This window comes from Pseudomonas acericola (SeqCode) (assembly GCF_053456465.1).
On sequence record NZ_JBRFJB010000002.1, the window covers coordinates 15,372 to 42,055 of the forward strand.

Genomic DNA, 26,684 nt, shown 5'->3' on the forward strand with positions numbered 1-26,684 from the left:
TTGTCCTTGGGGCTTGGTGTTTTACAGGTAAATCGTGCCTTGCAGGTAGAGCACGGCGTTGCCGGAGATGATCACGCGGTCGCCCTGGAGTTCGCAGCGCAACTGGCCACGGCGTTTTCCGCCTTGTTCGGCGGTCAATTGCTGCTTGCCCAGGCGCTCGGCCCAGAACGGTGCCAGCGAGGTGTGGGCGGAACCGGTGACCGGGTCTTCATTGATGCCCACGTTCGGCCCGAACCAGCGGGAGACAAAATCGAACCGCGCGCTTTTGGCCGTCACCGCGATACCGCGTTTGGGCAGGCCCTTGAGGCGGGCGAAGTCCGGGGTCAGCGCGGCGATTTGGGTTTCGTCGTCCACCAGCACGATGTAGTCATCGGTGCCGAAGACTTCGGCATGCTCGATGCCTAGCGCGTTCAACATCCCCGCTGGCGGCTCGCAACGCTCGGGGCGCTTGGCCGGGAAATCCATCGCCAGCTCGTCGCCGTTGCGCGTTACGCGGAGCTCGCCGCTGCGGGTGGCAAAACGCAGGACTTCGGGCGCGTCCGCCAACTGGTTGATCAACACCCAGGCGGCTGCCAGCGTGGCGTGGCCGCACAGGTCCACTTCGACTTCCGGGGTAAACCAGCGCAGTTCGTAGATGTCACCGCGTGGGACGAAAAACGCGGTCTCCGAGAGGTTGTTCTCGGCGGCGATGTTGTGCAGTTGCTCGATGGGCAGCCACTCGGTCAGCGGGCAGACGGCCGCCGGGTTGCCGCCGAAGGTGTGTTGGCTGAAGGCGTCGACTTGGTAGATGTCCAGTTTCATCGGGGGCACTCCGTGTGGGGGAGGCTGGACACTAACAGTGGCTCAGGGGAGCGTCAAAATACAGATGGCGTGTTTTTTTGCGCGCATCTGCACGGTTGTGTTGGTCGCAAGCGGGCGCGTTATCGTCCTGGTACTTTTCTGCGGGCATAAAAAAACGGCCTACCTTTCGGTAAGCCGTTTTTAGTACTTGGTGGCTACACAGGGACTTGAACCCCGGACCCCAGCATTATGAATGCTATGCTCTAACCAACTGAGCTATGTAGCCAAGTGGCGCGCATTATTCGCGGAGAACGGGAATGCGTCAAGCGTTTATTTTTAATTTTTATCTACGCTTTCAACTGTTTAAGCGAAATAGGGCGAAACCGCGACGAGTGGTGCGGTGGGCGTGGGTGTTTCGAGGGGGGGCAAATTAGTCGAGAGCGGTTGCGGCGTGATTCGGTTGGGCAGAATCCCTGTCGCCCAACGCGTGGTCTGACTTACGGGTACAGCGAGTTGTGGGTGACGCGTTTGAGCTGTTCGCGTGCCCGCGACAGGCGTGAGCGAACGGTGCCGATCGGAATGTCCAACACGTCGGCAGTGTCTTGGTAGCTACCGTCGGTTTCCAGCGATGCATACAGCGTTTTACGCATTTCCTGCGGTAGCAGGTCGATGGCGCTCAGGGTTTTCTCCAGGCGACGGTTGATCTCGAATTCCCAGTCCAGGTTGCGGCTGTCTTCCTGGCCATGCCACAGCGCTTCATCGAACTCGCAATGGACCGGCTTGGCATACATGCGCCGGAAATGGTTGCGGATCAGATTCTGCGCGATGCCACACATCCAGGTGCTGAGGGTCGCCTGGCCGCTGAAACGCTCCCGGTTGCGCCAGGCTTCCAGGTAGGTCAGTTGCAGGAGGTCATCCGCATCCTCGGGGTTGAGTACACGTTTATGAATAAAACGGCGCAGCTTTTTTTGCTGCTCGTCCGTCAGTTGAAGCATGAATTGAGGCGAGCTGCCAACAAGGTGAACCAAAGCTTCGATAGGGATACTCATGATTTTTTCCTCAGGGTAGACGCAGTCGAAATGGTTTCGACGGGAACCCCTTTTGCACTGGTTATGCCAACGGAAAAAATCGTTTAACTTGTTGATTAATATAAATATATATCTTGAATTGAAGCGTTTTTGTGCGGTTTTTTGCAAAGCGCTGCAAGGGTTTGTGCGGTTCTTTTCGTCGATTGCGATAGCGCGGGTTTCGATGGAACCGGATGGCCCCGGCTTGCCACACAGGGACACACTCTTTCTGTCCTGGCCCGCCGATGAAAGTCGAATCTTCCCCCGATGTGCACATACTCCAGCGCCTGGATCAGACCGGCGTGGCGCAGCCGGCTGCACCGACGTCGGTGAAGGCGACAGATGAGTTGGCCCAGCTCTTCGGTCAGGAGGTAGCCCTCAATAATCGGACGTTGCAGCAGCGTTCCTTGGGCGTTCGCGTGCCGTCCACCGAGCGGCTTGCGCAACTGTATGACCAACTGGGCCACCCGGCACAGGCGACGCTGGCGTCCATGGCTCGACGGGTGCGCTTTCAGCTGTTGCGGCAGCCCAGTACCGACACACTGCTCGACCTCACGGGCAACGATCCGGCACGTACGTTCGTAGTGCTCAAGCAAGTGGCGGCCCTGGCGCAAGCCGAAGCGCGCAAGATTGAAGCCGCGCTTGTCCGGGACGCCATTGCCAAATTGGAGGTTCGCTTCAAGCGGGAAATCCAGGCCGGCCTGAATATCGCGATTGCATTGCAGGCCAGCGGCGGTGACCCGCAAGAACGCCAGGCACTGCGTGCGCTCTACTACGCCAGCGTGGTCAGGCGCCAATCCCTGGCGACCATGATGCAGGCCCTGTTGGGCGTGTACGGTGGCGAGGGCTTTGCTGCCGGGCTCAAAGTGATGCGCGGTGCCTTGGCGGATGATATCGCGGCCCATGTATCGTCCGTTCCCACCGCCATGCTGCGCACACTGCTGATGGGGTTGCAGAGTTGCGGGCAGTTGACCGGGGTGTTGGGGGGGTGCCAGGCGTTGATCCAGCGCTTGAGCATCGAACATGACGCCGTGGAGCTGTTGCAGCGCCTGTTGGGTTACGCCGGCTCTGGTATCGCGGCCGGTGAAATCCTGCGGCTGGGAGATGAGTTGGGGGGGGGGCCGTCCTTCCAGCAACTCGTATCGCTCAACGCCCTTTACCCCGTTTTGCAGCAGTTGCCCCTGGCGCTATGGCCAGACAGCCGCGTACGGCAGGAGACCTTGATCTGCTTTGTCGCGGTGATGGATGAACTGGCCAGGATCGAGCGCGGGCCCGCACGCTTCGTGGATGGGGGGACGTAGGCGTGAGCGTACTCAAGACCATCAATGCCGTGCTGCTCAAGGTGGCGCAACGTGCCGAAGTCCTCGGCGCCGTGGTGGTCATGGCCATCGTGTTCATCTTTATCGTGCCGCTACCCACCTGGCTGGTGGACATCCTGATTGCCCTCAATATCTGTATTTCCTGCCTGTTGATCGTGCTGGCGCTTTACCTGCCGGGGCCTTTGGCGTTTTCGTCGTTCCCCTCGATCCTGCTGCTGACCACGATGTTCCGCCTGGCGCTATCGATTGCAACGACGCGCCTTATCCTGCTGGAGCAGGACGCCGGTGACATCGTCGAGGCCTTCGGCAACTTCGTGGTCGGCGGCAACCTGGCGGTGGGGATGGTGATCTTCCTGATCCTGACCCTGGTCAACTTCCTGGTGATTACCAAGGGCTCGGAACGGGTCGCCGAAGTGGCGGCACGTTTCAGCCTGGATGCGATGCCAGGCAAGCAGATGTCCATCGACAGCGATCTGCGTGCCGGCCTGATTGACGGCGTGCAAGCCCGGGACAAGCGCGATCAGTTGTCCCGCGAGAGTCAATTGTTCGGTGCTATGGACGGGGCCATGAAGTTCGTCAAGGGCGACGCCATCGCCGGCTTGATCATCGTCGTGGTCAACCTGTTGGGGGGCTTCTCCACGGGGATGTTCCAGCATGGGTTGAGTGCAGCCGACTCGATGGCGCTGTATTCGGTGCTGACCATCGGCGACGGTTTGATCGCCCAGATTCCGGCACTGCTGATTTCCCTGACGGCCGGCATGATCATCACCCGCGTAGCCCCGGACGGGAGCAAAGGTGTGAGCAATATGGGCGCGGAAATTGCCCGGCAAATGACCAGCGAACCCAAGAGTTGGGTGATCGCCTCGGTGGGCATGCTCGCGTTTGCGATCGTGCCCGGCATGCCGACCGGGGTATTTATCCTGATCTCGCTGATCACCGGCAGCCTCGGCTATTACCTCGTACGCAAGCGTCAACGACAGGCCCGGCCTGCCACCGAGGCCGCCGACGCCGTTCGCCCGGAAGAGAACGGCAAGGAAGACTTGCGCGGGTTCGACCCGTCGCGCCCCTACCTGTTGCAGTTCTCGCCGGTACTGCGCGGTACGCCCCAGGTGACCGACTTGATTCATGGCATACGCCAGGCTCGCAACGCGTTGGTTGCCAACATTGGCCTGACACTGCCGCCGTTTGAAGTGGAGCTTGATGATTCGCTGGCCGACGACGAAATGCGTTTCTGCGTGCATGAAGTGCCGATGGTCAGGGCGTCGGTTGTCAGCCATCTGGCTGTTGAGCGCTCGGCACTGAAGGTCGAGCCCGAGCACGCATTGCCAGGGCTGGCGGAGCGCGATGAACAGGAGTGGCTCTGGCTGGCCCCCGACGATCCGCTGCTGGCTGACGCGCAATTGGAGCGCTTCAGTGCCACGGAGTTGATCATCGAGCGCATGAAGAAGGCGATGATGCTCAGCGGCCCGCAGTTTCTGGGCATCCAGGAAAGCAAGTCGATCCTCAGCTGGCTGGAGCACAACCAGCCCGAGTTGGTGCAGGAGCTGCAGCGCATCATGCCGCTCTCGCGGTTTTCTGCGGTGTTGCAGCGCCTGGCCAGCGAAGGCGTGCCGTTGCGGGCGGTACGGCTGATCGTCGAGTCGTTGATCGAGTACGGCCAGCATGAGCGTGAGCCGGAAGCACTGGCCGACTATGCGCGCATCGCCCTCAAGGCCCAGATCTTTCACCAGTACAGCGAGGCCGATGGCCTGCATGCCTGGCTGCTGTCGCCGCAAACCGAAAACATCCTGCGCGATGCGTTGCGCCAGACCCAGACCGGCGTGTTCTTCGCCCTTGATAACGACAGCAGCGCGGCGTTGGTCAACCTGCTCAACCAGGCCTTTACGGTTCGTGCCAAAAGCAAAAGCGTGATGCTGGTGGCGCAAGACCTGCGCAGCCCTTTGCGTACCTTGCTGCTCGAAGAGTTCAACCATGTGCCGGTGCTTTCCTTTGCGGAATTGGGCAGTGCCTCCAAGGTGAAAGTGCTGGGGCGTTTTGACGTGGGCCAGGATGAGCTGATGCGCGGAGCGGTGGCATGAGGGTTTCACCCTGTTCAGTACCGGGGAGGGGCGGTTGATGTTTGAACTGCGTGTACTGGATGGTTTGCATCAGGGCGCTGCGTTGCCGCTGTTTGGCGAGCAGTGGAGCATCGGGGCCCACGAGGGTGCAGACCTGTTGTTGAAGGACCCTGGGGTTGCCGAGCAGCATGCGCGGTTGCGGTTGACCGACTCTATTTGGTCGGTGCAGGCCGAGGCGGGGCTGTTGCAGGGCGCCGACGGGCAGGTGCTGGCACAAATCGTGAACCTGACCCCGAATGTGCCGTTTTCGATCGGCGCCATTCGGCTGTGCGTCACCTTGGCCGATCAGCCCTGGCCACAGGCGGCACCCGCACCAGGCGCTGCGCCGCCACCGGTGGCCGCAGAGATTTCACCGACATTGAAGCTGTCGTCTATGCCACAGGCGCAGCAAAAGCGCCTGCTCAGCCTGGTGTTGGTGGCGGCCGTGATCATTGTGGCGGTGGGCATTGTTTCTACCGATGACCGTGAGGCTCAGGCGACCTCGGCACCAGCGGTGTTCCAGAAAAAAGAATTGGCTTCGCCGTTTGAAGTACGCCAGCAGTTGCTGAGGATGCTCAGCGAGCGTGAGTTGGGACAGCGGGTCAGCCTGCAGGTGATCAATGGCCAGGTCACGCTCAGTGGAGAGGTTCCCCAGGATGATGTGGAGCTGGTGGCGCGCATGCTCAGCCGCTTTGGCGAGCTGTTCGACAGTGCCGTGCCAGTGATCAGTCGTGTCCGCGTCAGTGACGAAGCATTGCCGTTCAAGATTGTGCAGATCATTGGCGGGCCGAACGGCCATGTGGTTCTGGAAGACGGTGGCCGGTTGTTTGTGGGCGACGAGTTGGACGGCCTGCGGCTGGTGCTGATCGATAACAGCAAGGTGATCTTCGATGGCCAGCAGCGCTACGAGGTGCACTGGTGAGTGCTGATCTGCAACAGCGTCTCGACGCCTGGCAACAGCGCCAGTCACAGGCGCTGGTGAGCTTCGCACCGGTGACGATGCGCGGCCGCATCCAACGCGTCAACGGCATGTTGCTGCAATGCCGGTTGCCCCAGGCGCGGATTGGCGACCTGTGTCAGGTGGAGAAAAATCCCGGCGACTTCATGCTCGCCGAGATCATCGGCTTCGATCAGCAAGATGCCGTACTCAGTGCCCTGGGTAACCTCGAAGGCGTGCGGGTGGGGGCAAGCGTGGAGCGTCTTGGCGTGCCGCATCGGGTGCAGGTCAGTGATGCATTGCTCGGCCAGGTGCTGGACGGTTTTGGACGCCCCATCACCGGCGAAGGCCCCACGGCATTTGTCGATGCCGACACACAGGACGCAAGCCCTGTGCTGTGTGAAGCGCCGCTGCCCACCGAGCGGCCGAGGATCAACCGCGCGCTGGCCACGGGGGTGCGTTCGATCGACGGCTTGCTGACATTAGGTGAAGGGCAGCGTGTGGGCCGGTTCGCGGGGGCCGGTTGCGGCAAGACCACCTTGTTGGCCGAGATCGCCCGTAACGTGGAGTGCGATGTGATCGTGTTCGGCCTGATCGGCGAGCGGGGCCGGGAGCTGCGTGAGTTTCTTGATCATGAACTGGACGAACAACTGCGCGCCAAGGCCGTGTTGGTGTGCGCCACCTCCGATCGTTCCAGCATGGAGCGAGCCCGTGCCGCGTTTACCGCGACGGCCCTGGCCGAAGGTTTCCGGCGCAAGGGGCAACGGGTGTTGCTGTTGATTGACTCCCTGACGCGTTTTGCCAGGGCCCAGCGTGAGATCGGCCTGGCCGCCGGCGAACCGCTGGGCCGTGGTGGTTTGCCGCCGTCGGTGTACAGCCTGTTGCCGCGGCTGGTAGAGCGGGCCGGGCTGACACGCGAGGGGGTGATCACCGCGATCTACACGGTGCTGATCGAGCAGGATTCCATGAGTGATCCGGTGGCCGATGAAGTGCGCTCGTTGCTCGACGGCCACATCGTGTTGTCGCGCAAGCTGGCCGAGCGTGGCCACTATCCCGCCGTGGACGTGTTGGCCAGCCTGTCGCGGATCTTGAGCAACGTCGCCGAGCCCGATGACATCCGCGCCGGTACGGCATTGCGTCGGCTGCTGTCGGCGTACCAGCAAATTGAACTGATGCTCAAGCTCGGCGAGTACCAGCCGGGCAGCGATGCCCTGACCGACCTGGCAGTGGACAGTCGCGAGGCGGTCGATGGTTTCTTGCGTCAGGACTTGCGTGAACCCTCGCCGATGGCGATGACGCTGGAGCAACTGCGGGAGCTGACGCGCCATGTCCCATTCTGATACCGCGCTGAGTGAAATCGAAACCCTGCGGCGCTTGCGCCGGCATCGGGCTGACCGTGCCGAGCGCGCCCTGCGTGAAGCCAAGCGCGCCGAACAAACCTTGCTCGCGCATATCCGCCAGGCCGCGGATGCGCTTGAGCAAACCCGCCAGGAAGAGGCGCGCCAGAGTGCGCAGTTGCTCAGCGAGCATCAGGGCCAGGTGCTCAGCCTCCAGGCCCTGAAATCCTGGGGCGTGAAGGAGCGCTCGTTATGCGCCAGCACCAGGCGTGAAGAAGGCCAGTTACAGGCATTGCAAGGCCAGCAGGATGAGAAAAAAACCCAGGTTGGCACCGCGCAGAAACAGGTCACCGAGTGCTTGCGCCAGGTGGAAAAACTAAAGGAGTTGGCCCTATTGCTGGCAGAGGAGCAGACATGACCCAGGTTTCAACCAAACCCGCTGAACGCCCACGTACGCCAAGGGCTGAGCGTGAACCGCAAGCGACGAGCGTGGTGCTGTGGGAGCAGGGGCGGTTCTTTGCCCAACTGCTTGCCGATGAGGAGGGCGGGGGAGGCTACGGGGCGTCCCTGGGCAACATGAAGGCGGCGTCCACGACCACGTTGGTGCAGGCACTCACCGAGCAACTGGTGCCTCGTGTGCTGGGCGCTGCGCAGTGGCCGCTCCAGGCGACGTTGTATCTGCCGCGCCTGGGCCGGATCAACGCCAGTGTGCGCCGTGAGCAGGGCGCCTGGAACATCGAGCTGGACGCTGAACTCGACGCCACGGCGCGCTGGCTCAAGGGGGTGCGGCAGCAGTGCCAGGAACGGTTGGCGGACGCGCTGGGGCTGGCGGTCAACCTGCATTTGTCCAACTCTGGCTCGGCATGATGATGCCGTCTTTGACGTTGCCTTTGATCAACGGCGATACGGTTGTCGCGCGCCGGCGCCTGGGGCGTGGTCTCTGCCTGCCGTTTCAGGTCGCAGCAAACCGCGGAGAGCTGCGCCTCGAACCCGGACACTTTACCGGCAAGGGCGAGGCCACATGCTTCGAGACGGCGCGGGGCGTACTGGCGTTCGCGGAGGCCGGCCCACTGCTGAGTCTGTTGGGCGATTGCCCGGTGACATTGGCCAGTGCGGGCAATGATCCTGATTCGTGGTTCTGGGCCTTGTTCCAGCACCACCTGAGCCCCCAGGTGCGAGCGTTGCTGGGTTATGTGCGCCTGCTGAACACCGAACGCCCCACTGGGTTCGGCTGCCGGCTCAGCGTGACCCTGGGCGCTTCCCGCGTCGCAGGTTATGTGTGGCTGACGCCCAACAGCTTCCTGGCCTTATGCGACGCCGCCGCGTGGCGTGCTGTCGCCGCGCCGCTGCCGGCGGCTTTTCCATTGGCGCTGACCGTGACCCTGGGCCGTGTGCAACTGCCGATGAGCCAAGTGCGCGGCCTGCGCGCCGGTGATGTGCTGGTGCTTGAGCGGCTGTTTTTTCATGCCGACGGCACCGGCCACGTAGCGGCGGGCAGGCAGCGATTGCTGGGGCGCATCGGCGATGAAACCGGGCCGTTGTGCCTGACCGTTACTTCTCTAGAGGACACCTCCGTGGACGAGGATTTTGCAGTTTCCCACTACCCCGATCAGGAAGACGATGAACCCGTGGTGGATGTATTCGGCAGCGAGCCGTTTGACGAGTTGAGCATGCTGCTCAATGTCCGCTGTGGCACCTTGAACCTCACCCTTGGCGAGCTGCGCAATCTCGCCCCCGGTTCGGTATTGGGTATCGGCGGCTATGCACCGGGCATGGCCGGGCTCTACTACGGTGACCGCCTCATTGGCCAGGGGCAACTGGTCGAAGTCGATGGGCGCCTGGGCTTGCAGGTCTCCCGTGTGAATTTCAGTCGATGAACATCCAGGGGCTTGACCCCATTGTCCTGGCGGTCTTTCTCGGCGCGCTGTCGTTGCTGCCCATGCTGCTGATTGTGTGCACCGCGTTCTTGAAGATCGTCATTGTGCTGATGATTACCCGCAACGCCATCGGTGTGCAGCAGGTGCCACCGAGCATGGCCATCAACGGCATCGCGCTGGCGGCCACGCTGTTTATCATGGCGCCGGTGGGGTACGAGATCGCCGAGGGTTTAAAAACTGCCCCGCTGGACACGAGCAATGTGCAGGCGCTTCTGCAGACGGGCTCGGAGGCGATCAAACCGTTGCGTGCATTCATGCTGCGCAATGTCGACGCGGACGTGCTCACGCATTTGCTGGAGAACACTGGGCGGCTATGGCCTGCGCAAATGGCCCAGGAGGTTCAGCGCGATGACCTGATCCTGCTGGTGCCAGCCTTTGTACTGTCGCAGTTGCAGGCCGGCTTCGAGATCGGTTTCCTGATCTACATCCCCTTTATCGTGATCGACCTGATCGTCTCCAACCTGCTGTTGGCGCTGGGCATGCAAATGGTCTCGCCGATGACCATTTCCCTACCGCTCAAACTGCTCCTGTTCGTGCTGGTATCCGGTTGGTCGCGGCTGCTCGACAGCCTGTTTCTTTCCTATTTCTGAGTAGCCTATGGAACCGATCGTGCTGTTCAAACAGGGCATGTTGCTGGTGGTGGTGTTGTCCGCCCCGCCGTTGATTGTGGCGGTCGTGGTGGGCGTGTTGACCTCCCTGGTACAGGCGCTGATGCAGGTGCAGGACCAGACGCTGCCCTTTGGCATCAAGCTGGTGGCGGTGGGTATCACGCTGATCCTGACCGGGCGCTGGATCGGTGTGGAGTTGATCCAACTGATCAACCTCATGTTCGACATGATCGCCCGTTCGGCCCTGAACTGAGGCTACGCCTGTGCTGCTGTACCTTGATTACCTGTCCAGCCTGGTTATCGCCATGGCGCGGATCTACCCCTGCGCCATGTTGGTGGCCGCGTTCTGTTTTCAGCATGTGCGTGGCATGCCCCGGCACACCATCGTGATGGTCCTGGCGCTGTTGCCCGCACCGGGTATTCACGCCGCGCTGGAGGGCCAGGATTACTCGGCGCTGCTGCTCGGCGCGTTGGTGCTCAAGGAGGTGACACTGGGGCTTTTGCTCGGCGTGCTGTTGTCGATGCCGTTCTGGATGTTCGAGTCGGTGGGGGCGCTGCTGGATAACCAGCGCGGCGCATTGGCCGGTGGCCAGCTCAACCCTTCGTTGGGGCCGGACGCGACACCCATCGGGCATTTGTTCAAGCAGTTGGCGATTTTCTTGTTGATGATCAGCCTGGGGTTGGGGGCGATGACCCAGGTGATCTGGGACAGTTACCTGATCTGGCCGGCGACGGTGTGGTTCCCGCTGCCGGCGGCCAATGGGCTGGGCCTGTTTCTCGGTCTGCTGGCCGACACCTTCACCCACATGATGCTGTATGCCGCGCCCTTTATCGCCGTGCTGCTGTTGCTGGAGTTCGGCATCGCGCTGCTGGGGGTCTACAGCCAGCAGTTGCAGGTGAGCACGCTGGCGCCGCCGGTCAAGAGTCTTGCCGGCCTTGGTATTTTGCTGCTGTATTTTGCGTTGCTGCAGGACCTGATCGTCGGGCGCATGAGCCTGCTGGGTGATCTCAAACACACACTGGGCCTGATGTTCACAGGGCCGGCACCATGAGTGACTCGGGGGAGAAAAAACACCCGGCCAGTGCCAAGAAGCTGCGCGACCAACGCAAGAAAGGCCAGGTCGCGCAAAGCCAGGATGTCGGCAAGTTGTTGGCGCTGACGGCCATGAGCGAGATCGCCTTGTTCACCGCCGAGACCAGCATGCAGCGTTTTCAGCAATTGCTGGTGCTGCCAATGTCACGCATGACTCAGCCCTTCGCACGCGCGCTGGAGGAAGTGCTGGTTGAAAGCCTGGTGATGTTCTTCTCGTTTTCCCTGCTGATGGCGGCGGTCGCAATTGCATCGAAGTTGATCAGCAGTTGGATGCAGTTCGGCCTGTTGTTTGCCCCGGAAGCGCTGAAGCTCGATTTCAATCGCCTCAACCCCATCAATCAGCTCAAGCAGATGTTCTCTGCCCAACAGATCATGAATTTGTTGATGAGCATCGCCAAGGCGGCGTTGCTGTGCCTGATCTTGTACGTAGTGATCTGGCCTTCACTGGACGCGCTGATCAACCTGGCCAACAGCGACCTGCCCAGCTACATCCATGCGCTGATTGCCCTGTTTCGCCACTTGCTGCATGCCTGCCTCGGGCTGTTGTTGGTGCTCGCGCTGATCGATGTGACGATGGTGCGGTACTTCTTTGCCAAGCGCTTGCGCATGACCCAGGTCGAGGTCGTCAAAGAGTACAAGGACATGGAAGGCGATCCCCATGTGAAGGGCCAACGCCGTGCGCTGGCCCAGCAGTTGGCCCAGGAGGAACCCAAGGTCAAGCTGCCCAAGTTGGAAGAGTCCGACATGTTGGTGGTCAACCCCACGCACTTTGCCGTCGCCTTGTATTACCGTCCCGGCAAGACACCGCTGCCACTATTGGTCGAAAAAGGCACGGACGCCAACGCCCGGCAGTTGATCGCCAGGGCCAAGGCGGCTGACATTCCGGTGATCCAGTGTGTGTGGCTGGCGCGCACGATCTACACGAAAAAGCTGGGGGAGAATATCCCCCGTGAAACCCTGCAGGCCGTGGCGGTGATCTACCGGACCTTGCGTGAGCTCGATGACGAAGCCAAGCGCGAGACCTTGCAACTGCCGGAGCTTGAGGTGCGTTGATCAGCGCGTCGAGCGCCTGTTCAGGCTGTCGACATTGGCCAGTGAGAGCATGCGGCTGAGGGCTTTGTCGACGGTGTCGTGCTGGTCGGGTAACGCCTGCCAGATTACCAGGCTGCCTTGGGCGTCGAGGTAGACAAAACAGCCTTCGAACGCCGCTGCTTGCTCAAATCGACGTTCCAGCACCTGCCGCAATTGCCCGGCTTGCAAGGCTTCGCGGGCAATCTCCAAGGCCAGTCCCGGGCGGTTTGCGGCGTGCAGTGCACACACCTTGATGCCGGGAGCGACTTGCTGGTGAGCGGCACTGCCGCTCACCAGGTCGTCGAGGAATACCTGGCGATGCCGGTCATCGTCGGGCAACCCGTGGAGACTCATCGCTCCAGCGATACCGTCTGATAGTCCGCGCGCTCTCCGGCCGGGCCGGGTTCGACCCGCATGTGGGCCGGCCACCAGATCACCAGGCTTTTGCTGGTCGATTGCGGGCGTGAGCAGGAGTCGCCCTTGCAGGTGGGGGTGCAGCCGGTGGCGAGCAGTGCCACGCAAATCACGGTGACGCACATCAATGGCTGTTTCATGGCGTGGCCTTTTTAGTCGTGTGGATCAGGGAGGGGCGGGGCACACTGAGGTGTTCATCCTTCACCACGGGGCGCATGGCGATAAACACCTCGGCCTCTTCGCCCGGTTTGAGCCAGGCTTGCGGCCAGACGCTGACGGCGAGGGTCTGCGAGTTGCTGCATTCTTTTTCATCGATGCGCACATTGCGGTTGAACTGGTTGCGCAACACTACGACTGCCACGTTGTACTCAGGGCCGGCATACCATTGGCTGCGGTCGGTGTTCAGCGCCAGCAACTCGCGGGTGTTGCACAGGGTGTTCAGCCCCACAGGCATCGGTGCCAGCTTGAAGGTCTTGGGCACTTCCCCGCTGACCAGGTGGGCGAGGGTGCTGATGATGTCACTGCGTTTGATCACCGGCTGGTGGGGGGCATAGCGCCTGGCCAAGGGGGTGAGGGCGGCTTGCAGCTCAGCCTGATCGGCCTGTGGCAGGTAGCGTGACGGGTCGGACTGGTCGCCGATAACGCGCGGAGTGAGAATGAACAGGCGTTCACGTCGGTTGTTCTGCCGTTCAGTCGAGGAAAACAGCGCCTTGCCCAGCAGTGGAATATCCCCCAGCAACGGCACCTTGTTCTGCTTGTCAGTGCTCTCGGTGACGTGGAAACCACCCACCACCAGCGAACGTTTTTCGGCCATCACGGCTTGGGTGCTGACCTTGCCCCGACGCACGTCCAGTTGGCCGGGCATGGGGTTGGACTCGTCGAAATTACCGTCTTCGATATCCACCACCAAGTGGATCTGGTGGCCTCCGCGACTGGTGATTACCCGCGGTACGACCTGGAAGCTGGTGCCCACGGTGACCGGCAGAATGGTTGCGTTCTGTCGGCCCGGTGTCAGGTACTGGGTGCGGTTGAAGTCGATGACCGCCGGCTGGTTTTCCAGGGTCAGCACCGAAGGGTTGGAGACCATGGTTGCCAGCCCCTTGGCTTCCAGTGCGCGTATGTCCGCGTAGAAGCGGTCGCGATTATCAATCGACAACTGCGAGGCTGTGCCCGGTGCCAGCTGGGTGCCGACTCCGCGAAAACGGCTGTTCTGAAACCCCCAGTTCACGCCGAATTCGCGCAACTGAGTGCGCTCGATGTCGAGGATGATTGCATCGATCTCCACCAGCTTGCGTGCGACATCGAGTTGCGTGATCAACTCGCGGTACATGGCTTGGCGTTCCGGCAAGTCGTAAATCAGCACCGTGTTGTTGCGCACGTCGGCTTCAACGCGAATCCGGCTGGCGGGCGCCGGCGCGCGCGGGGTGAGTGCGGTGCCCGCCTGTGGCTGCCCATTGTTGCTGTCTGCGCCGAGCATCTGCCCCAACAGTGGATTGTTCAGCCGGGGAATGTTTGGCGTGAGTGGGGAGGGCTGCGAGGGGGCGCGCTGGCCAAGGCTTGAAAGGGGCGAGGTGGCGCGTGGTTCCAGCAAGCCGCGCAAAATGCTCGCGACGCCAGGCACGTCGAGTTTTTCGCCGCGATAATCCACTTGGCGATCCGCAGCGTTGGCAAACTTCAGCGGATAGCTCAGCACACTCTGTTTCTCATCCGACGAGCGCCGCTGGCTACTGAAGTGCTTGATCTGTTCGATGTAACGCCGAGGGCCGGAGACCAGGACCACGCCATCTTCCGGCAACTCGCCCCAGCCGAAGCGGCTGTCGAGCAGGCCAATATCCGTCAGTGCCTTCTTGAGGTCGGAGATGGTCTCCGAAGAAACCTCCAGGCGCGCAGACTCTTGTTGGTCCAGGGTGCTGATATAGAGCGTGTTGTTGTACAGGTACCACTGGAAGCGGTGTTCGACGCCCAACCGGTCGAGCAATGACTGTGGGGTGTTGGCGCGAATCTTTCCATTGACGTTGCCCTCCAGCAGCCCCTCGACCTGCAATTGCGTGCCAAAGGTCTGGGCGAAGTCTTCGAGCACTTCGCGCAGCGGCTTGTGCTGGGCCTCATAGGCATAGGCGGTGTTTTTCCATTCGGCAGGGATGGCAGCGAAGGCACTTGCCACGGGGGTCAGCAGCCATGGCAGTGCGATCAGGCAGCGCCAACCCGCGCGTTTTGATGATGCGCCGGGCAAATCAAAGCGCAAGCGGGTGTGCTTGTTGGGCTTGTTGAACATAAGGCGTTCTCTTATTGATAAGGCTGCGAGCGTAGCGAGGTGGGTTTGAAGTTCAGGGCCGGCCGAACACGGCGCGCGACGGTGGAGCGCCAGGTATCGCGTTGATTGAGCAGGGTCTGGAGGCCGCCGCAAAGGCCGTCTACGTCGTATGCCCCCCGCAGGTTGTGAATCAGCCAAAGCGCACCCGTGCCAGGTTTCTGAGCCAGTGCACCCTGGAAGTGATTCAGGCTGGCGGCGCCCAGGCGCATCCAACTGTGCAAGGCGGCGTTATCGGCAACCGTTGAAGTCAGTTGAGCGCCCAGCAACAACGTCTCTGCCTGGCGCTTCAAGATGATTTCGTCGTCGTCCTCAAACACGCTGAGTTGCTCTTCGCGGCTGTTCAACCAGTCACTGACTAGCGCTCTCATGGTTACTGGAAACTCTCGAAGGCACTTTTGAGCAGCAGGTGATTGACCCGGTTGTGTTCCAGGTAGGCCATCTGCGTCGTTGCTTTTTTCATGGCCAGTTCGAAGAACTCTGCGTCTGAACCATTGGCGGAAACCTCTGCAATGTTCGAGGTGTAAGACTTGTGGGCGACATCGCTGTTTCTTAACAGTTGGCGAGATAGATCGTTAAAAAAGTCCATGGTGTGTCCTTCATGCCGGTGGGTTTGAATGCGTGGATCGACTTTTTCCAGAGGGGGGCGACAGCGCTCTAGAGCGGGCTGTCAGTGCGCGTTGCTGTTGTTGAAGTACGCTTCGAGCAGTGAACGCCAACTGATACGAAAGTCGCCCTCGTCGGTTTTCAGTACGAGCGTCTGAGGCAGGACCGCGTCGTCGGTGTGAAGCTTCCAATACGTGGCGTTGCGCTGGGAAAGGCACTGTTTGATCTCCTCAAGGTCATGTGGATGACACAGCAGCGTCGCGTCGATCTCCTGGACTTGGCTGGCCAGCAATTGCTTCAGAAGGGCTGCGAGCCTCTGGGGAGGCGCGATGTCGTCAAGCAGGCAGCGAATGGCCTGGTTGGTGATAGCGGTCGCGTAGTGCTCCAGGTGGTCACACATCGCTTGGCGGTCGAGGTCCCACTGCTTGAGTTGGGCATCGGCGCGCTGCCAGATGTGCAGTGAGGCTTCTTGCTGCAAGACTTCACATTTCCTGGCGGCCTGCCTTAGCAACTCGTCAGCTTGGGCATTGGCGCGGCGTAGAAGCTGGTTGGCCTGTTCCCAATCTTTCAGCTCCTCCCGGGGGATCAGGCTGCGTGGCAAACCAGCAGCGCCGTTGAGCGACTCAATGGTGTGTCGGCATAACATCGCAGATCTCCTTACCCGTCGAGTCAGGGGGCATGGTGTCGCTTGTTGTTGTCGTAACCCGCCAGACGACGGCTTTCCACAGCGTGTTTAGTTGGCTGCTGGCACTCTCGATGGATGGTTTTTTTTGCGCCTCTAGCACGTGCTCACGGCGGAAGCGCAACCGAAGGCGCTGCCAGATCGAGGGCTCGACCCAGCTATGGAGTAGTTGCAATGGATCAGCATCGGGCAGCAGTAGCGCAGGGGGCAGGGCCTTGGATATTCGCGTGCACCACAGCTGATGGTTTTCGCTCAAGGCCGACGTAGCTTCTGGGTGGAAAGTGCCGTGAATCAATGCCAGCGCCAGGTCGAGTTGCTCTATGGAAGCAAGGGCCAAGCGAAGAACGGTGGCATGAGGTGCAGGAGGCAGGCAGGTGGCAATACCCGGGAGGTTGCAAGGGATCAATCCTCCACTGCGGTCCAGTTCCTCCATCGCGGAGAACGCGCCGTTGCTCCAGTCTTCGTGGGCGTACTTCCAGGGGAATGCCCACCATTGGACCCAGGCCAGATGTTCGCTCAGCGGCTGATCGATGTCAGGCATCATGGGGCGTGCCTATCGAGGCGCCTGCTACTGGCGTCTTTCGTTGCGCGCGTTGGCGCCGGGCGTGGAGGAATAATGCTGCGCCCGTGATCGCCACCAGGCCGAGCAGAAAAAGGGGAACACTGGCGCGCCAGAAACCGAGATCCTCGCCGGGCACCATGAACGGACCGAAATAGGCCAGGCGCTGCTGTTCCTGATACGTCGTGGCAGGCACGAATATCACGCTGAGCTTTTGCGGGTTGTCTACTGCCGTGGTCATCCCCGGGATGCTGCTCGCGACCATTCTGCGTACACGAGCGCGGATGTTGTCGGGGTCCAGGCGGGGGTCGTGTTTGATGAAGACCGATGCGGATGCGGGTTGCACCGGCTCACCCGGCGCGATGCGTTCCGGCAGCACCACGTGCACGCGGGCAACGATCACGCCGTCAATGTTGGACAGGGTGGACTCAAGCTCTTGGGACAAGGCATAGATGTAGCGCGCCCGCTCTTCCAGCGGCGTGGAAATGACGCCCTCCTTGCGAAACGTATCGCCCAGCGTGGTGCGGGCAACCCTGGGCAGCCCGACGGCCTCCAGCGTGCGTACGGCGCGCCCGATGTCGACGGCATTGACCGCTACGATGACACCGTCTTTGGCCGGAATTTTCTGTGCGCGGATATGTTTGTCCGCCAACTCGGCGATGACCTCATTGGCCTCTTGCTCGGACAGTTTGCGATGCAGTTCGACACGCTCACTGCAACCGCCCAGTAAAAGTGCAACCGCCAGGAATAATGCGACAGGCAGGAATGTATTCATGGCCACTATTGCAGGTTGCTGATTTTGTCGATGCATTGGGTGGCCTTGCCCAAGCTTTTTACGAGCAGCTGTGAGGTCAGTACGACGTTGGACAACTCACGCGGGTATTGCTTGAAATCATCCGGGTCGGCGCCTTTGTTGGTTGATTTCAGTGCGTGGGCAAGGCGGCTTTCCAAGGCTTTGACATGCTGCCCTGCTTCAGCCAGCAGCGTAGGGCCGGGTTCGTTGCCGACCCGAGCGGCAGGCAGTGCCGAGCGTTCGAGGGATGAATTGAAAAAACCTACATCGGTAGTCGATGCTGGATGACTGCGTGTGTTGAAGGCATCGTCGAGACGGTTGTGCTGCGCTGAAAAATCAAGCTCTTTTATCTGCATATAAGACCTGCGGTATTGATGTTTGACGCAGCCTTCAAGTAACGGCTGATATAAAAAGTTGTTGTTTCAGCGAACGCGAACGCCTCCCCGATTAACGGTCGGGGAGGTGATCGTGTTATCGAACTTCTTTAGCCGCAGAATACTTGTTGGTAATTTGCTTGGCTTTCAAACTCAGCTCGAAGCCTTCCCGGGCAATGGCTTCTGCCTTGTCCAGCAGATCATCGCCGCCGTTTCCGGTGCCGGGTTTAGTTCCTGAACCGGCTTGGGAGGCCGAGGCGGATGTATAGTTCAATGCCGAAGACAGACCTGGAATATTCATGATAGAACTCCAATTTCAGTGACCGAAAGGGTTGAGTTATTCACCACTCATCAAGTGTTGGTTATAGCGCTGTGTGTTCTATTGCTACTTGATGGCGGCGATAAATGTGTGGCTTCCGGCAACAAGGCGTTCCAAAATTTTCTGAGGTAGGTGTTTCGAAATGTTCGTCACCGTCCTCCGTATCAGGACAGCGCTATGTCCAGTTGCTTCATCCTGTAGTAGAGCGTGCGTTTGGCAACGCTTAGCTCCACCGCAGCGCTATCGACACAGTAATCGTGGCGTAACAACGACTCTTCGATCAGTGCTTTCTCAAGTTGCTGCAGGCGTGCTTTCAGGCTCATTGCCGTTTCTTGTCTGCTGCCCGTGGAAGTCGAAAGCAGGGGCAAGCCCAGAACGAACCGCTTGGCTGCCGAACGCAGTTCGCGGACATTGCCCAGCCAGGGATGGCACAGCAATTGTTGCAACAGCCCGCTCGGGGGCCGCGGGGCAGGGCAGCCGAAGTGGTTGGCTTCTTGCTGGATCATCTGCAGGAACAACGGGATGATGCGTTCGCGCCGATCCCGCAGGGCCGGAAGTTGAATGTGGACAACATTCAGGCGGAAGTAGAGATCGCGCCTGAAGGTGCCTTGCTCGACCATCGTGTGCAGCGAATGCTGAGCCGATGCAATGACGCGCATATCGACAGGGATGAAACGGGTAGAGCCCAGGCGTTCCACTCCGCGTGACTCCAATATTCGCAACAACTTGGCTTGCAGGGCCAGCGGCATGCTGTCGATTTCATCAAGGTACAACGTGCCCAGGTGAGCGGCCTCCACAAACCCGGCCCGCGATTGCAGGGCGCCGGTATAGGCGCCACTGTTGACGCCAAACAACTGGCTTTCGGCAAGGCTTTCCGGGATGGCTGCACAGTTCACGGCAATGAAGTTCCCTCGTCGCCCCGACAAATGATGAACCCGCTGCGCCAAGGTGTCCTTGCCGGTACCGGTTTCTCCCATAAGGAGGAGGTCGATGTTGAGGATGGCAGTCGTATTGACCGTTTCTTCAATATCCGACCCTTCAATAAAAAGTGGGTCTACTTCCTTGTCTACTTGAAACGAGGCCGACATAGTGCGGGTGCTCCACTATCGCTATCTCTTCATTATTGGCCTGATGCTCTGTTGATATCAGCCGGTAAACATAACTTACCAACTTTGTCATTGGGCCTGTAAGGGAGGAATGGCCAAGATGCTGTACGAAAAGTAAGAGTCCTTTGGGGAAGGCGTTATGTGTATATGACAGAACACAGCGTTAAGCGGGTGAAAGTAGGATTAATCTTAAACCTTGGTTTCGATAACGGTGCCGATGGTGTGTTTGCGTGACGAGCGCCCACAAAAAAGCCGATGCATGGCATCGGCTTTTTTGTGGGCGGCGAGAACCGCGGGGGAGGCTTATACGTTGAAACGGAAGTGCATCACATCGCCATCTTTAACGATGTAATCCTTGCCTTCCAGGCGCCATTTACCGGCTTCCTTGGCACCGGCTTCACCCTTGAACTGGATGAAGTCGTTGTAGGCGATCACTTCGGCACGGATAAAGCCTTTTTCGAAGTCGGTGTGGATCACGCCGGCGGCCTGTGGCGCGGTGGCGCCGACCTTGACGGTCCATGCACGTACTTCTTCGACACCGGCGGTGAAGTAGGTCTGCAGGTTGAGCATTTCGTAACCGGCGCGGATCACGCGGTTCAGGCCAGGCTCTTCCAGGCCCAAGGCCTCAAGGAACATGTCCTTCTCTTCGCCGTCATCGAGCTCGGCGATCTCTGCTTCGATCTTGTTGCACACCGGCACCACGATCGCGCCTTCTTCGTCGGCGATGGCCTTGACCACGTCCAGCAGCGGGTTGTTCTCGAAGCCGTCTTCGGCAACGTTGGCGATGTACATCACTGGCTTGGTGGTCAGCAGGTGGAAGCCCTTGATCACGGCCTTCTCATCGACGCCCATGTTCTTCATCAGGCTGCGTGCCGGCTTGCCTTCAGTGAAGTGCGCGATCAGTTGTTCCAGCAGGCCTTTCTGGACCACTGCGTCCTTGTCGCCGCCCTTGGCGTTACGCGCGACTTTCTGCAATTGCTTCTCGCAGCTGTCGAGGTCGGCGAAGATCAGTTCCAGGTCGATGATCTCGATGTCGCGTTTCGGGTCGACGCTGTTGGAGACGTGAATCACGTTCTCGTCTTCAAAGCAGCGGACCACGTGGGCGATGGCATCGGTTTCGCGGATGTTGGCCAGGAACTTGTTACCCAGGCCTTCACCTTTCGACGCGCCGGCCACCAGGCCCGCGATATCGACGAATTCCATGGTGGTTGGCAGGATGCGTTTTGGATTGACGATGGCCGCCAGTGCATCCAGGCGAGCGTCCGGCATCGGCACGATACCGCTGTTGGGCTCGATGGTGCAGAAGGGGAAGTTCTCCGCCGCAATACCGGACTTGGTCAGGGCGTTGAACAGGGTGGATTTGCCGACGTTGGGCAGGCCGACGATGCCGCAATTGAATCCCATGGTGTTTCCCCTCGGTAAGAGTCAGGCCTTCTGGCTGTGCAGGTTTTTCATCGCGCGGTTCCATTCACCGGCGAAGATATCCGGCAGCACGCCGAGGGCAAAGTCGATGCTGGCATCGAGTTTTTCCTGTTCGGCGCGTGGCGCACGACCCAGGACGAAATTTGAAACCATACTGGCGACGCCTGGGTGGCCAATGCCAAGCCGCAGACGGTAGAAATTATTCTGATTACCCAACTGCGCGATGATGTCGCGTAGGCCATTGTGCCCGCCATGCCCGCCGCCGAGCTTGAGCTTGGCAACGCCGGGTGGCAGGTCCAGTTCGTCATGGGCCACCAGGATTTCTTCGGGTTTGATCCGAAAGAAATTCGCAAGCGCCGCCACGGCTTGGCCGCTGCGGTTCATGTAGGTGGTGGGAATCAGCAGACGAACATCCTGACCCTGGTGCGAGAAGCGCCCGGTCAGGCCAAAATATTTGCGATCGGCCACAAGGTTCACACCTTGCGCGTGGGCGATGCGCTCAACAAAAAGGGCCCCCGCGTTATGCCGGGTCTGTTCGTATTCGGCGCCTGGATTTCCCAGGCCAACGATCAGTTTAATGGCAGTCACGACAGGGGCCCTTCCTTTGGAGTTGTGGATAACATCGCCGCAACCGTTGTGCGGCGAAAGTGGACGACAGAAGCTGTTTACTCAAGAGTAAAACGCCGCGTTATCGCCCGCTTTCTCGCTACGTTCCGGTCCGCGATGTTTCCTCAAGCTCCGACGTTACAGAGTGAATTACTCTGCTGCGTCTGCTTCTGGTGCAACGCGTGGAGCGTGTACGTTTGCAACAGCTTTGTCATCACCGTGAGCCAGTGCGACAAACTCAACGCCTTTAGGGGCTTTGAGGTCGGACAGGTGGATGATGGCACCGATTTCAGCGGCCGACAGGTCGACTTCGATGAACTCAGGCAGGTCTTTTGGCAGGCAGGAAACTTCGATCTCAGCAACAACGTGCGAGATTTCGCCGCCTTTCTTGATCGGAGCAGCTTCACCAACGAAGTGAACTGGAACGATCGCGGTCAGTTTCTGACCAGCAACAACGCGTACAAAGTCAGCGTGCAGCACGTGGCCTTTGGCCGGGTGACGTTGCAGAGCTTTGATGATTACGTTTTGCTTGGTGCCGCCAACGTTCAGTTCGATAACGTGGCTGTAGGCAGCTTCGTTTTCGAGCAGTTTGGCGATTTCTTTGGCCAGCATGCTGATGGATTCAGGGGCTTTTTCGCCACCGTAAACTACAGCTGGAACCAGGCTTGCGAGACGACGCAGGCGGCGGCTCGCACCTTTCCCCAGGTCGGAACGCGCTTCAGCATTCAGAGTAAAATCGTTCATGTTGTATCTCCAAAATAACCACATTCGCCCCAGCGTTTGCGACCAGCGCTAAAGGCGATATGGGCAAAAAAGCCCCGCCCCGGCAGAATGCTGGGGCGGGGCGCTTTTCGTCAGTGAAATGATCCGAAGGTTTGACCCTTAACGGAACATCGCGCTGATCGATTCTTCATTGCTGATGCGGCGAACCGCCTCGGCAACTACCGGTGCGATATCCAGTTGACGGATACGCGAACAGGCTTGAGCTGCTGCGGACAACGGGATGGTGTTAGTCACCACCAGTTCGTCCAGCATGGAGTTCTCGATGTTCTCGATCGCTCGGCCCGACAGCACAGGGTGTGTGCAGTAGGCGAAGACTTTTGCTGCACCGTGCTCTTTCAAGGCTTTCGCCGCATGGCACAGGGTGCCGGCGGTGTCGACCATGTCATCAACCAGAATACAGGTACGCCCTTCGACATCACCGATGATATGCATCACTTCAGAGTGATTAGCTTTTTCACGGCGTTTGTCGATGATCCCGAGGTCCACGCCCAGGGATTTGGCAACAGCCCGTGCACGCACGACGCCACCAATGTCCGGGGACACGATCATCAGGTTTTCAAAGCGCTGGTCTTCGATGTCATCCACCAATACTGGCGAACCGTAGATGTTATCTACCGGAATATCGAAGAACCCCTGGATTTGGTCAGCGTGCAGGTCAACCGTGAGAACACGGTCGATACCTACCACGGTCAGCATGTCAGCGACGACTTTCGCGCTGATAGCTACACGTGCGGAACGCGGACGGCGATCCTGACGGGCATAACCAAAGTAAGGGATTACAGCTGTGATTCGAGTCGCTGAGGAGCGGCGGAAGGCATCAGCCATCACGACGAGTTCCATCAGGTTGTCGTTGGTCGGAGCGCAAGTCGGCTGAATAATGAAGACGTCTTTACCGCGGACGTTTTCATTGATCTCGGCTGTAATTTCACCGTCGGAAAATTTACCGACAGAGATGTCACCGAGAGGGATATGCAGCTGACGTACGACACGTCGAGCCAGATCGGGGTTAGCGTTCCCCGTAAAGACCATCATCTTGGACACGCGCAGTACCTAGAGGCTGAGGGTAACCTGGATGAGTATTAGAAAATGGCAGGGGCGGCTGGATTCGAACCAACGCATGGCAGGATCAAAACCTGCTGCCTTACCGCTTGGCGACGCCCCTGTATCTGTTGCAACGAGTGCCTAACACTCGGTTCCTTTTAGAGCAGACTTTGCAGCTTGCGATGCAACATCGAAACGTTGCTTCCCTTTGCTACAAACCCTGTAAGGGTCTCTGTAAGAAGGGCCGAGACTTTATCAGCTTCAGCTTTGTTTGGGAAGCCCCCAAACACACAACTTCCAGTTCCGGTTAATTTTGCTTCGGTAAATTTACCTAACAAATTCAAAGCGTTACGTACCTCTGGATAACGCCTTGCTACAACCGGTAAGCAGTCATTTCGACTGTTTCCCTTGGGAACGGGGCGCACTTTAATGGGAGAAGAGTTACGTGTCAACAACGGATCTGAAAAAATTTCTGCTGTACTTACAGATACTTGCGGCACAAGCACGAGATACCACGGCTCTTCGGGCTCTACAGGGGTGAGTTTTTCCCCGATACCCTCAGCAAATGCGGCGTGTCCACGCACGAAAACCGGGACGTCGGCCCCCAGCGTAAGGCCCAGCGCCGCCAGGCGATCGTGGTCCCAGCCCAGCTGCCACAAGTGATTCAGACCGAGCAACGTGGTGGCCGCATTCGAACTGCCGCCGCCGATACCGCCGCCCATGGGCAGGATTTTATCGATCCAGATGTCGATGCCGAGCGCACAGCCGGATTGTTCCTGAAGTTTTTTTGCGGCCTTCACGATCAGGTTGCTGTCGTGGGGCACGCCGTCGAATGCCGTATGCAGTTGGATCACGCCATCGTCGCGAACGGCGAAGGTCATCTCATCGCCGTAGTCGAGAAATTGAAACAGCGTCTGCAACTCGTGATAGCCGTCTTCACGGCGCCCAAGAATATGCAGCATCAAATTGAGTTTGGCGGGAGAGGGCAGGGTCAGCTTTTGTACGGTCACGTTATTGCCCCAACTTGCGCGGTTGCCAGTCCTTGATCACCAGCGTGACATCCAGGTCGGTGCCATGCAGCTTGATGCGCTCCGGCAGCCAATAGCCGTTCTGTTGCACATAGCTCAAATATTCGACCTGCCAACCATCCTGCTCAAGGGTGGCCAGGCGGCTGTCGCCGTTCAGGCCCAGGCGACTTTTGCTGTCCGGCGCGGGAAGGCCGCGTACCCACCAGACAAGGTGCGATACCGGCAACTTCCAGCCAATTTGCTCTTCCAACAGCGTTTCCGGTGAGGTCGCCTCATAGCGGCCCTGGTTGGCCACTTCCAGGCTGACTTGCCCCGGTCGGCCGGTCAGGCGTGCGGCGCCACGGCCCAGCGGGCCAGACAGGCGAATATCGTAGTAGTCCTGGCGTTGCAGCCAGAACAAGGTGCCACTGCCGGAATCTTTCGGCGCGCGAACGCCGACTTTTCCTTCGATCTGCCAGCCATCAATGCTGCTGAGCTGATCCTTGTGCTGTTGCCATTGCGCCGGGTTGCCCTGGCCCTCGACGGATTCACGGCTGCCGATGCCCGCACAACCGGCGAGCAGGGCGATAAGACTGAACACTACAACGTGGCGCAAGAACATAAGCTTATAGGGTCTCGGATCCGGTCAGGCGCTTGATGGTGCCGCGCAGGATAGGGCTTTCGGGTTGTTCCTTGAGGAACTTCTCCCAGATTTGACGGGCTTCGCGCTGCTTGCCATTGGCCCACAGCACTTCACCCAGGTGCGCCGCGACTTCCTGGTCGGGGAACCGCTCCAGGGCCTGGCGCAGCAAACGTTCGGCTTCATCGAGGTTGCCCAGGCGGTAATTGACCCAGCCCAGGCTGTCGAGTACGGCCGGGTCTTCCGGGTTGAGCTTGTGGGCTTGCTCGATCAGCGCCTTGGCTTCGTCGTAGCGCGTCGTGCGGTCGGACAAGGTGTAGCCAAGGGCATTCAGGGCCATGGCGTTGTCCGGGTCACGCTTGATGATCAGGCGCAGGTCTTTTTCCATCTGCGCCAGGTCATTGCGTTTTTCCGCCTGCATGGCGCGGGTGTACAGCAGGTTCAAATCGTCGGGATATTGCAGCAGCGCTTGTTGCAGCAATTTCCAGGCGCGCTCGCCCTGATTGTTGGCCGACAAGGTTTCGGCCTGGATCAGGTAAAGCTGGATCGCATAATCCGGTTCCGCATCGCGCGCGGCCGCCAGGCGTTTTTCCGCCTCGTCGGTGCGGCCATTGCTCATCAGGATATCGGCCTGGCGCAACTGCGCCGGCAGGTAGTCGTTACCAGGGCCGACCTGGGCGTATTCAAGCAGGGCGGCCTGTGGGTCGTTTTTCTCTTCAGCAATGCGGCCCAGGTTCAGATGCGCCGAGTCCACATGGCTTTCGCGCTCGATCAACTCTTGCAGGTAGCCCTTGGCCTCGTCCCAGGCCTTGGCTTCCAGGCACACCAGCGCCAAGGAATAACGCAGTTCGTCGTCGTCCGGGTATTGCTGGACCAGGTTGGCGAACTGCACTTTGGCGTCCTCCATGCGGTCCTGCTCTACCAGCATGCGCGCGTAAGTCAGGCGCAGGCGTTTGTCGTCCGGGTACTTCTTGATGCTTTTTTCCAGCAGCGGAATCGCTTCCTTGCCGCGATTGAGATTTTGCAGCAGGCGCGCACGCAGCAGGATCGGCGCGATTTCACCCTCTTCCGGTGGGTTCTGCTCCAGCAGCTTCAGCGCCGCATCGGCTTCGTCGTCCTGTTGCAACAGCAAGGCCTTGCCGAAAATCAGTTGGCTGTTCTTCGGATGTTTTTGCAGCAGGCGGTCGAAACTCTTCATCAGGCCATTGCGCGTGTCCTGGTCGGTGTCGGCGGCCGATAGCGCGAGGAAGTCGAAATGGGTGTCGCCCTTGCCCTGCAAGACCTTCTCCATATAGACCATGGAGTCGTCGTAGCGACCGGCGCGTGCCAGTTGCACGGCGGCCGCGCGTTGCGCTTCAAGGTCGTCCGGGGCGTTTTTCGCCCAGATCAGCGAGGTATCCAACGCAGCCTGATCGGCGCCCAGGTACTCGGCGATCCGAAACGCCCGCTCGGAAATCCCCGGGTCCTGCGTGTTGATGGCCTGGGTCACGTAGTTATCCAGCGCAATATCGAAACGATTGCGCTGGCCAGCCAGCTCCGCGCTCAGCAGGCTGAGCACCGTTTCTTCACTGAACGAGGAATAAACCTTGGGCTTTTCAGGGGCGGGGGTGCTGTCTTCCACCGGCGGCGTACCGTCCGGCGACACGGGGGCCAAGGCCTGGCAGCCGCTGAGGAAGACAAAAGCAAGGAGCAACGCGGAGGATCTATTCATATAGGAAGAGGACGACTAACCTGCGGTCGGATCATCATGACACAAGCCTTCGGCCAAACATAACC

The 26,684-nt window shown here is 59.7% G+C and carries 31 protein-coding genes and 2 tRNA genes; 11 read left to right on the forward strand and 22 right to left on the reverse strand.

The annotated features are described in order from the left end of the window. Positions 1-21: 21 nt before the first annotated feature. The 3 genes from ACU688_RS06005 to ACU688_RS06015 form a co-directional block, all read right to left on the reverse strand. Positions 22-801: a PhzF family phenazine biosynthesis protein gene (locus tag ACU688_RS06005; protein ID WP_448184052.1), complete on the reverse strand. Its 780-nt coding sequence runs from the start codon at positions 799-801 to the stop codon at positions 22-24. A 188-nt stretch (positions 802-989) separates the two neighbouring features. Further along, positions 990-1,066 (reverse strand) — tRNA-Met (locus tag ACU688_RS06010). A 211-nt stretch (positions 1,067-1,277) separates the two neighbouring features. Continuing rightward, entirely contained in the window at positions 1,278-1,829 is a 552-nt protein-coding gene (locus ACU688_RS06015) for an RNA polymerase sigma factor (protein ID WP_448184053.1), read from the reverse strand. Positions 1,830-2,092: 263 nt separating this feature from the next. On the opposite strand from ACU688_RS06015, the gene sctW reads away from it, so the two are divergent. Genes sctW through sctU form a run of 11 tightly spaced genes read left to right on the forward strand, consistent with a single transcriptional unit; the run spans position 2,093 to position 12,227 of the window. After that, positions 2,093-3,148, forward strand: a complete 1,056-nt coding sequence (gene sctW / locus ACU688_RS06020) for a type III secretion system gatekeeper subunit SctW (protein ID WP_448184054.1) — start codon at positions 2,093-2,095, stop codon at positions 3,146-3,148. A gap of 2 nt (positions 3,149-3,150) precedes the next feature. Beyond that, positions 3,151-5,244 carry a type III secretion system export apparatus subunit SctV gene (sctV, locus tag ACU688_RS06025; RefSeq protein WP_448184055.1) on the forward strand — a complete coding sequence of 698 codons (2,094 nt, stop codon included), beginning with the start codon at positions 3,151-3,153 and terminating at the stop codon, positions 5,242-5,244. A gap of 37 nt (positions 5,245-5,281) precedes the next feature. Beyond that, on the forward strand, positions 5,282-6,184 hold the full coding sequence (locus tag ACU688_RS06030) for an FHA domain-containing protein (RefSeq protein ID WP_448184056.1): 903 nt from the start codon (positions 5,282-5,284) through the stop codon (positions 6,182-6,184). Then, on the forward strand, positions 6,181-7,539 hold the full coding sequence (locus ACU688_RS06035; RefSeq protein WP_448184057.1) for a FliI/YscN family ATPase: 1,359 nt from the start codon (positions 6,181-6,183) through the stop codon (positions 7,537-7,539). The genes ACU688_RS06030 and ACU688_RS06035 overlap by 4 nt, the downstream gene beginning before the upstream one ends. Then, entirely contained in the window at positions 7,526-7,954 is a 429-nt protein-coding gene (sctO, locus tag ACU688_RS06040) for a type III secretion system stalk subunit SctO (protein ID WP_448184058.1), read from the forward strand. Before ACU688_RS06035 ends, sctO begins: the two co-directional genes overlap by 14 nt. Continuing rightward, the gene (locus ACU688_RS06045) at positions 7,951-8,403 is read left to right on the forward strand and encodes a type III secretion system HrpP C-terminal domain-containing protein (protein WP_448184059.1); all 453 of its coding nucleotides are present in this window, start codon (positions 7,951-7,953) and stop codon (positions 8,401-8,403) included. The genes sctO and ACU688_RS06045 overlap by 4 nt, the downstream gene beginning before the upstream one ends. Then, positions 8,400-9,413, forward strand: coding sequence for a type III secretion system cytoplasmic ring protein SctQ (sctQ, locus tag ACU688_RS06050; protein ID WP_448184060.1), 1,014 nt, complete (start codon positions 8,400-8,402; stop codon positions 9,411-9,413). Before ACU688_RS06045 ends, sctQ begins: the two co-directional genes overlap by 4 nt. Next, complete coding sequence (sctR, locus tag ACU688_RS06055; RefSeq protein ID WP_448184061.1) at positions 9,410-10,063, forward strand: type III secretion system export apparatus subunit SctR; 654 nt, start codon at positions 9,410-9,412, stop codon at positions 10,061-10,063. The genes sctQ and sctR overlap by 4 nt, the downstream gene beginning before the upstream one ends. A gap of 7 nt (positions 10,064-10,070) precedes the next feature. After that, positions 10,071-10,334, forward strand: coding sequence for a type III secretion system export apparatus subunit SctS (gene sctS / locus ACU688_RS06060; protein ID WP_207040161.1), 264 nt, complete (start codon positions 10,071-10,073; stop codon positions 10,332-10,334). Positions 10,335-10,344: 10 nt separating this feature from the next. Further along, a complete protein-coding gene (gene sctT, locus ACU688_RS06065) occupies positions 10,345-11,133 on the forward strand; it encodes a type III secretion system export apparatus subunit SctT (protein ID WP_448184062.1) in 789 nt (262 codons plus the stop codon). Continuing rightward, positions 11,130-12,227, forward strand: coding sequence for a type III secretion system export apparatus subunit SctU (gene sctU / locus ACU688_RS06070; protein ID WP_448184063.1), 1,098 nt, complete (start codon positions 11,130-11,132; stop codon positions 12,225-12,227). The genes sctT and sctU overlap by 4 nt, the downstream gene beginning before the upstream one ends. Here sctU and ACU688_RS06075 read toward each other — a convergent pair whose 3' ends face one another. From ACU688_RS06075 to ACU688_RS06165, 19 genes are all read right to left on the reverse strand, one after another. After that, complete coding sequence (locus ACU688_RS06075) at positions 12,228-12,599, reverse strand: transcriptional regulator (protein ID WP_448184064.1); 372 nt, start codon at positions 12,597-12,599, stop codon at positions 12,228-12,230. Further along, entirely contained in the window at positions 12,596-12,799 is a 204-nt protein-coding gene (gene hrpT / locus ACU688_RS06080; RefSeq protein ID WP_448184065.1) for an HrpT family type III secretion system protein, read from the reverse strand. Before hrpT ends, ACU688_RS06075 begins: the two co-directional genes overlap by 4 nt. Further along, on the reverse strand, positions 12,796-14,934 hold the full coding sequence (gene sctC / locus ACU688_RS06085; protein ID WP_448184066.1) for a type III secretion system outer membrane ring subunit SctC: 2,139 nt from the start codon (positions 14,932-14,934) through the stop codon (positions 12,796-12,798). The genes hrpT and sctC overlap by 4 nt, the downstream gene beginning before the upstream one ends. Before the next feature lie 11 nt (positions 14,935-14,945). Continuing rightward, entirely contained in the window at positions 14,946-15,341 is a 396-nt protein-coding gene (locus tag ACU688_RS06090) for a type III secretion system chaperone (RefSeq protein ID WP_448184067.1), read from the reverse strand. A gap of 2 nt (positions 15,342-15,343) precedes the next feature. Continuing rightward, positions 15,344-15,559: a hypothetical protein gene (locus ACU688_RS06095; RefSeq protein ID WP_448184068.1), complete on the reverse strand. Its 216-nt coding sequence runs from the start codon at positions 15,557-15,559 to the stop codon at positions 15,344-15,346. An 81-nt stretch (positions 15,560-15,640) separates the two neighbouring features. Next, complete coding sequence (gene sctL / locus ACU688_RS06100; RefSeq protein WP_448184069.1) at positions 15,641-16,222, reverse strand: type III secretion system stator protein SctL; 582 nt, start codon at positions 16,220-16,222, stop codon at positions 15,641-15,643. Further along, positions 16,200-16,802, reverse strand: coding sequence for a type III secretion protein (locus ACU688_RS06105; RefSeq protein ID WP_448184070.1), 603 nt, complete (start codon positions 16,800-16,802; stop codon positions 16,200-16,202). Before ACU688_RS06105 ends, sctL begins: the two co-directional genes overlap by 23 nt. Beyond that, complete coding sequence (gene sctJ / locus ACU688_RS06110; protein WP_448184071.1) at positions 16,792-17,592, reverse strand: type III secretion system inner membrane ring lipoprotein SctJ; 801 nt, start codon at positions 17,590-17,592, stop codon at positions 16,792-16,794. Before sctJ ends, ACU688_RS06105 begins: the two co-directional genes overlap by 11 nt. 5 nt (positions 17,593-17,597) lie before the next feature. Continuing rightward, complete coding sequence (locus ACU688_RS06115; protein ID WP_448184072.1) at positions 17,598-17,966, reverse strand: EscI/YscI/HrpB family type III secretion system inner rod protein; 369 nt, start codon at positions 17,964-17,966, stop codon at positions 17,598-17,600. A 115-nt stretch (positions 17,967-18,081) separates the two neighbouring features. Then, the gene (locus ACU688_RS06120; protein WP_448184073.1) at positions 18,082-18,285 is read right to left on the reverse strand and encodes a hypothetical protein; all 204 of its coding nucleotides are present in this window, start codon (positions 18,283-18,285) and stop codon (positions 18,082-18,084) included. Positions 18,286-18,467: 182 nt separating this feature from the next. Beyond that, positions 18,468-19,391, reverse strand: a complete 924-nt coding sequence (locus ACU688_RS06125; RefSeq protein ID WP_448184074.1) for a sigma 54-interacting transcriptional regulator — start codon at positions 19,389-19,391, stop codon at positions 18,468-18,470. Between the two features lie 321 nt (positions 19,392-19,712). Continuing rightward, positions 19,713-20,813 (reverse strand): redox-regulated ATPase YchF, encoded by a 1,101-nt coding sequence (gene ychF / locus ACU688_RS06130; protein WP_017735147.1) that lies wholly within the window; start codon positions 20,811-20,813, stop codon positions 19,713-19,715. Between the two features lie 21 nt (positions 20,814-20,834). Next, positions 20,835-21,419: an aminoacyl-tRNA hydrolase gene (gene pth / locus ACU688_RS06135; RefSeq protein ID WP_017735148.1), complete on the reverse strand. Its 585-nt coding sequence runs from the start codon at positions 21,417-21,419 to the stop codon at positions 20,835-20,837. A 168-nt stretch (positions 21,420-21,587) separates the two neighbouring features. Next, positions 21,588-22,181: a 50S ribosomal protein L25/general stress protein Ctc gene (locus tag ACU688_RS06140; RefSeq protein ID WP_017735149.1), complete on the reverse strand. Its 594-nt coding sequence runs from the start codon at positions 22,179-22,181 to the stop codon at positions 21,588-21,590. 138 nt (positions 22,182-22,319) lie between these two features. Then, on the reverse strand, positions 22,320-23,261 hold the full coding sequence (locus tag ACU688_RS06145) for a ribose-phosphate pyrophosphokinase (protein WP_003208392.1): 942 nt from the start codon (positions 23,259-23,261) through the stop codon (positions 22,320-22,322). Positions 23,262-23,307: 46 nt separating this feature from the next. After that, positions 23,308-23,382: transfer RNA gene (locus ACU688_RS06150), tRNA-Gln, on the reverse strand. A 37-nt stretch (positions 23,383-23,419) separates the two neighbouring features. Next, entirely contained in the window at positions 23,420-24,223 is an 804-nt protein-coding gene (gene ispE, locus ACU688_RS06155) for a 4-(cytidine 5'-diphospho)-2-C-methyl-D-erythritol kinase (protein ID WP_448184838.1), read from the reverse strand. Positions 24,224-24,272: 49 nt separating this feature from the next. Next, a complete protein-coding gene (gene lolB, locus ACU688_RS06160) occupies positions 24,273-24,890 on the reverse strand; it encodes a lipoprotein insertase outer membrane protein LolB (protein WP_448184075.1) in 618 nt (205 codons plus the stop codon). A gap of 4 nt (positions 24,891-24,894) precedes the next feature. Next, a complete protein-coding gene (locus ACU688_RS06165; protein ID WP_448184076.1) occupies positions 24,895-26,619 on the reverse strand; it encodes a tetratricopeptide repeat protein in 1,725 nt (574 codons plus the stop codon). Positions 26,620-26,684: the final 65 nt, after the last annotated feature.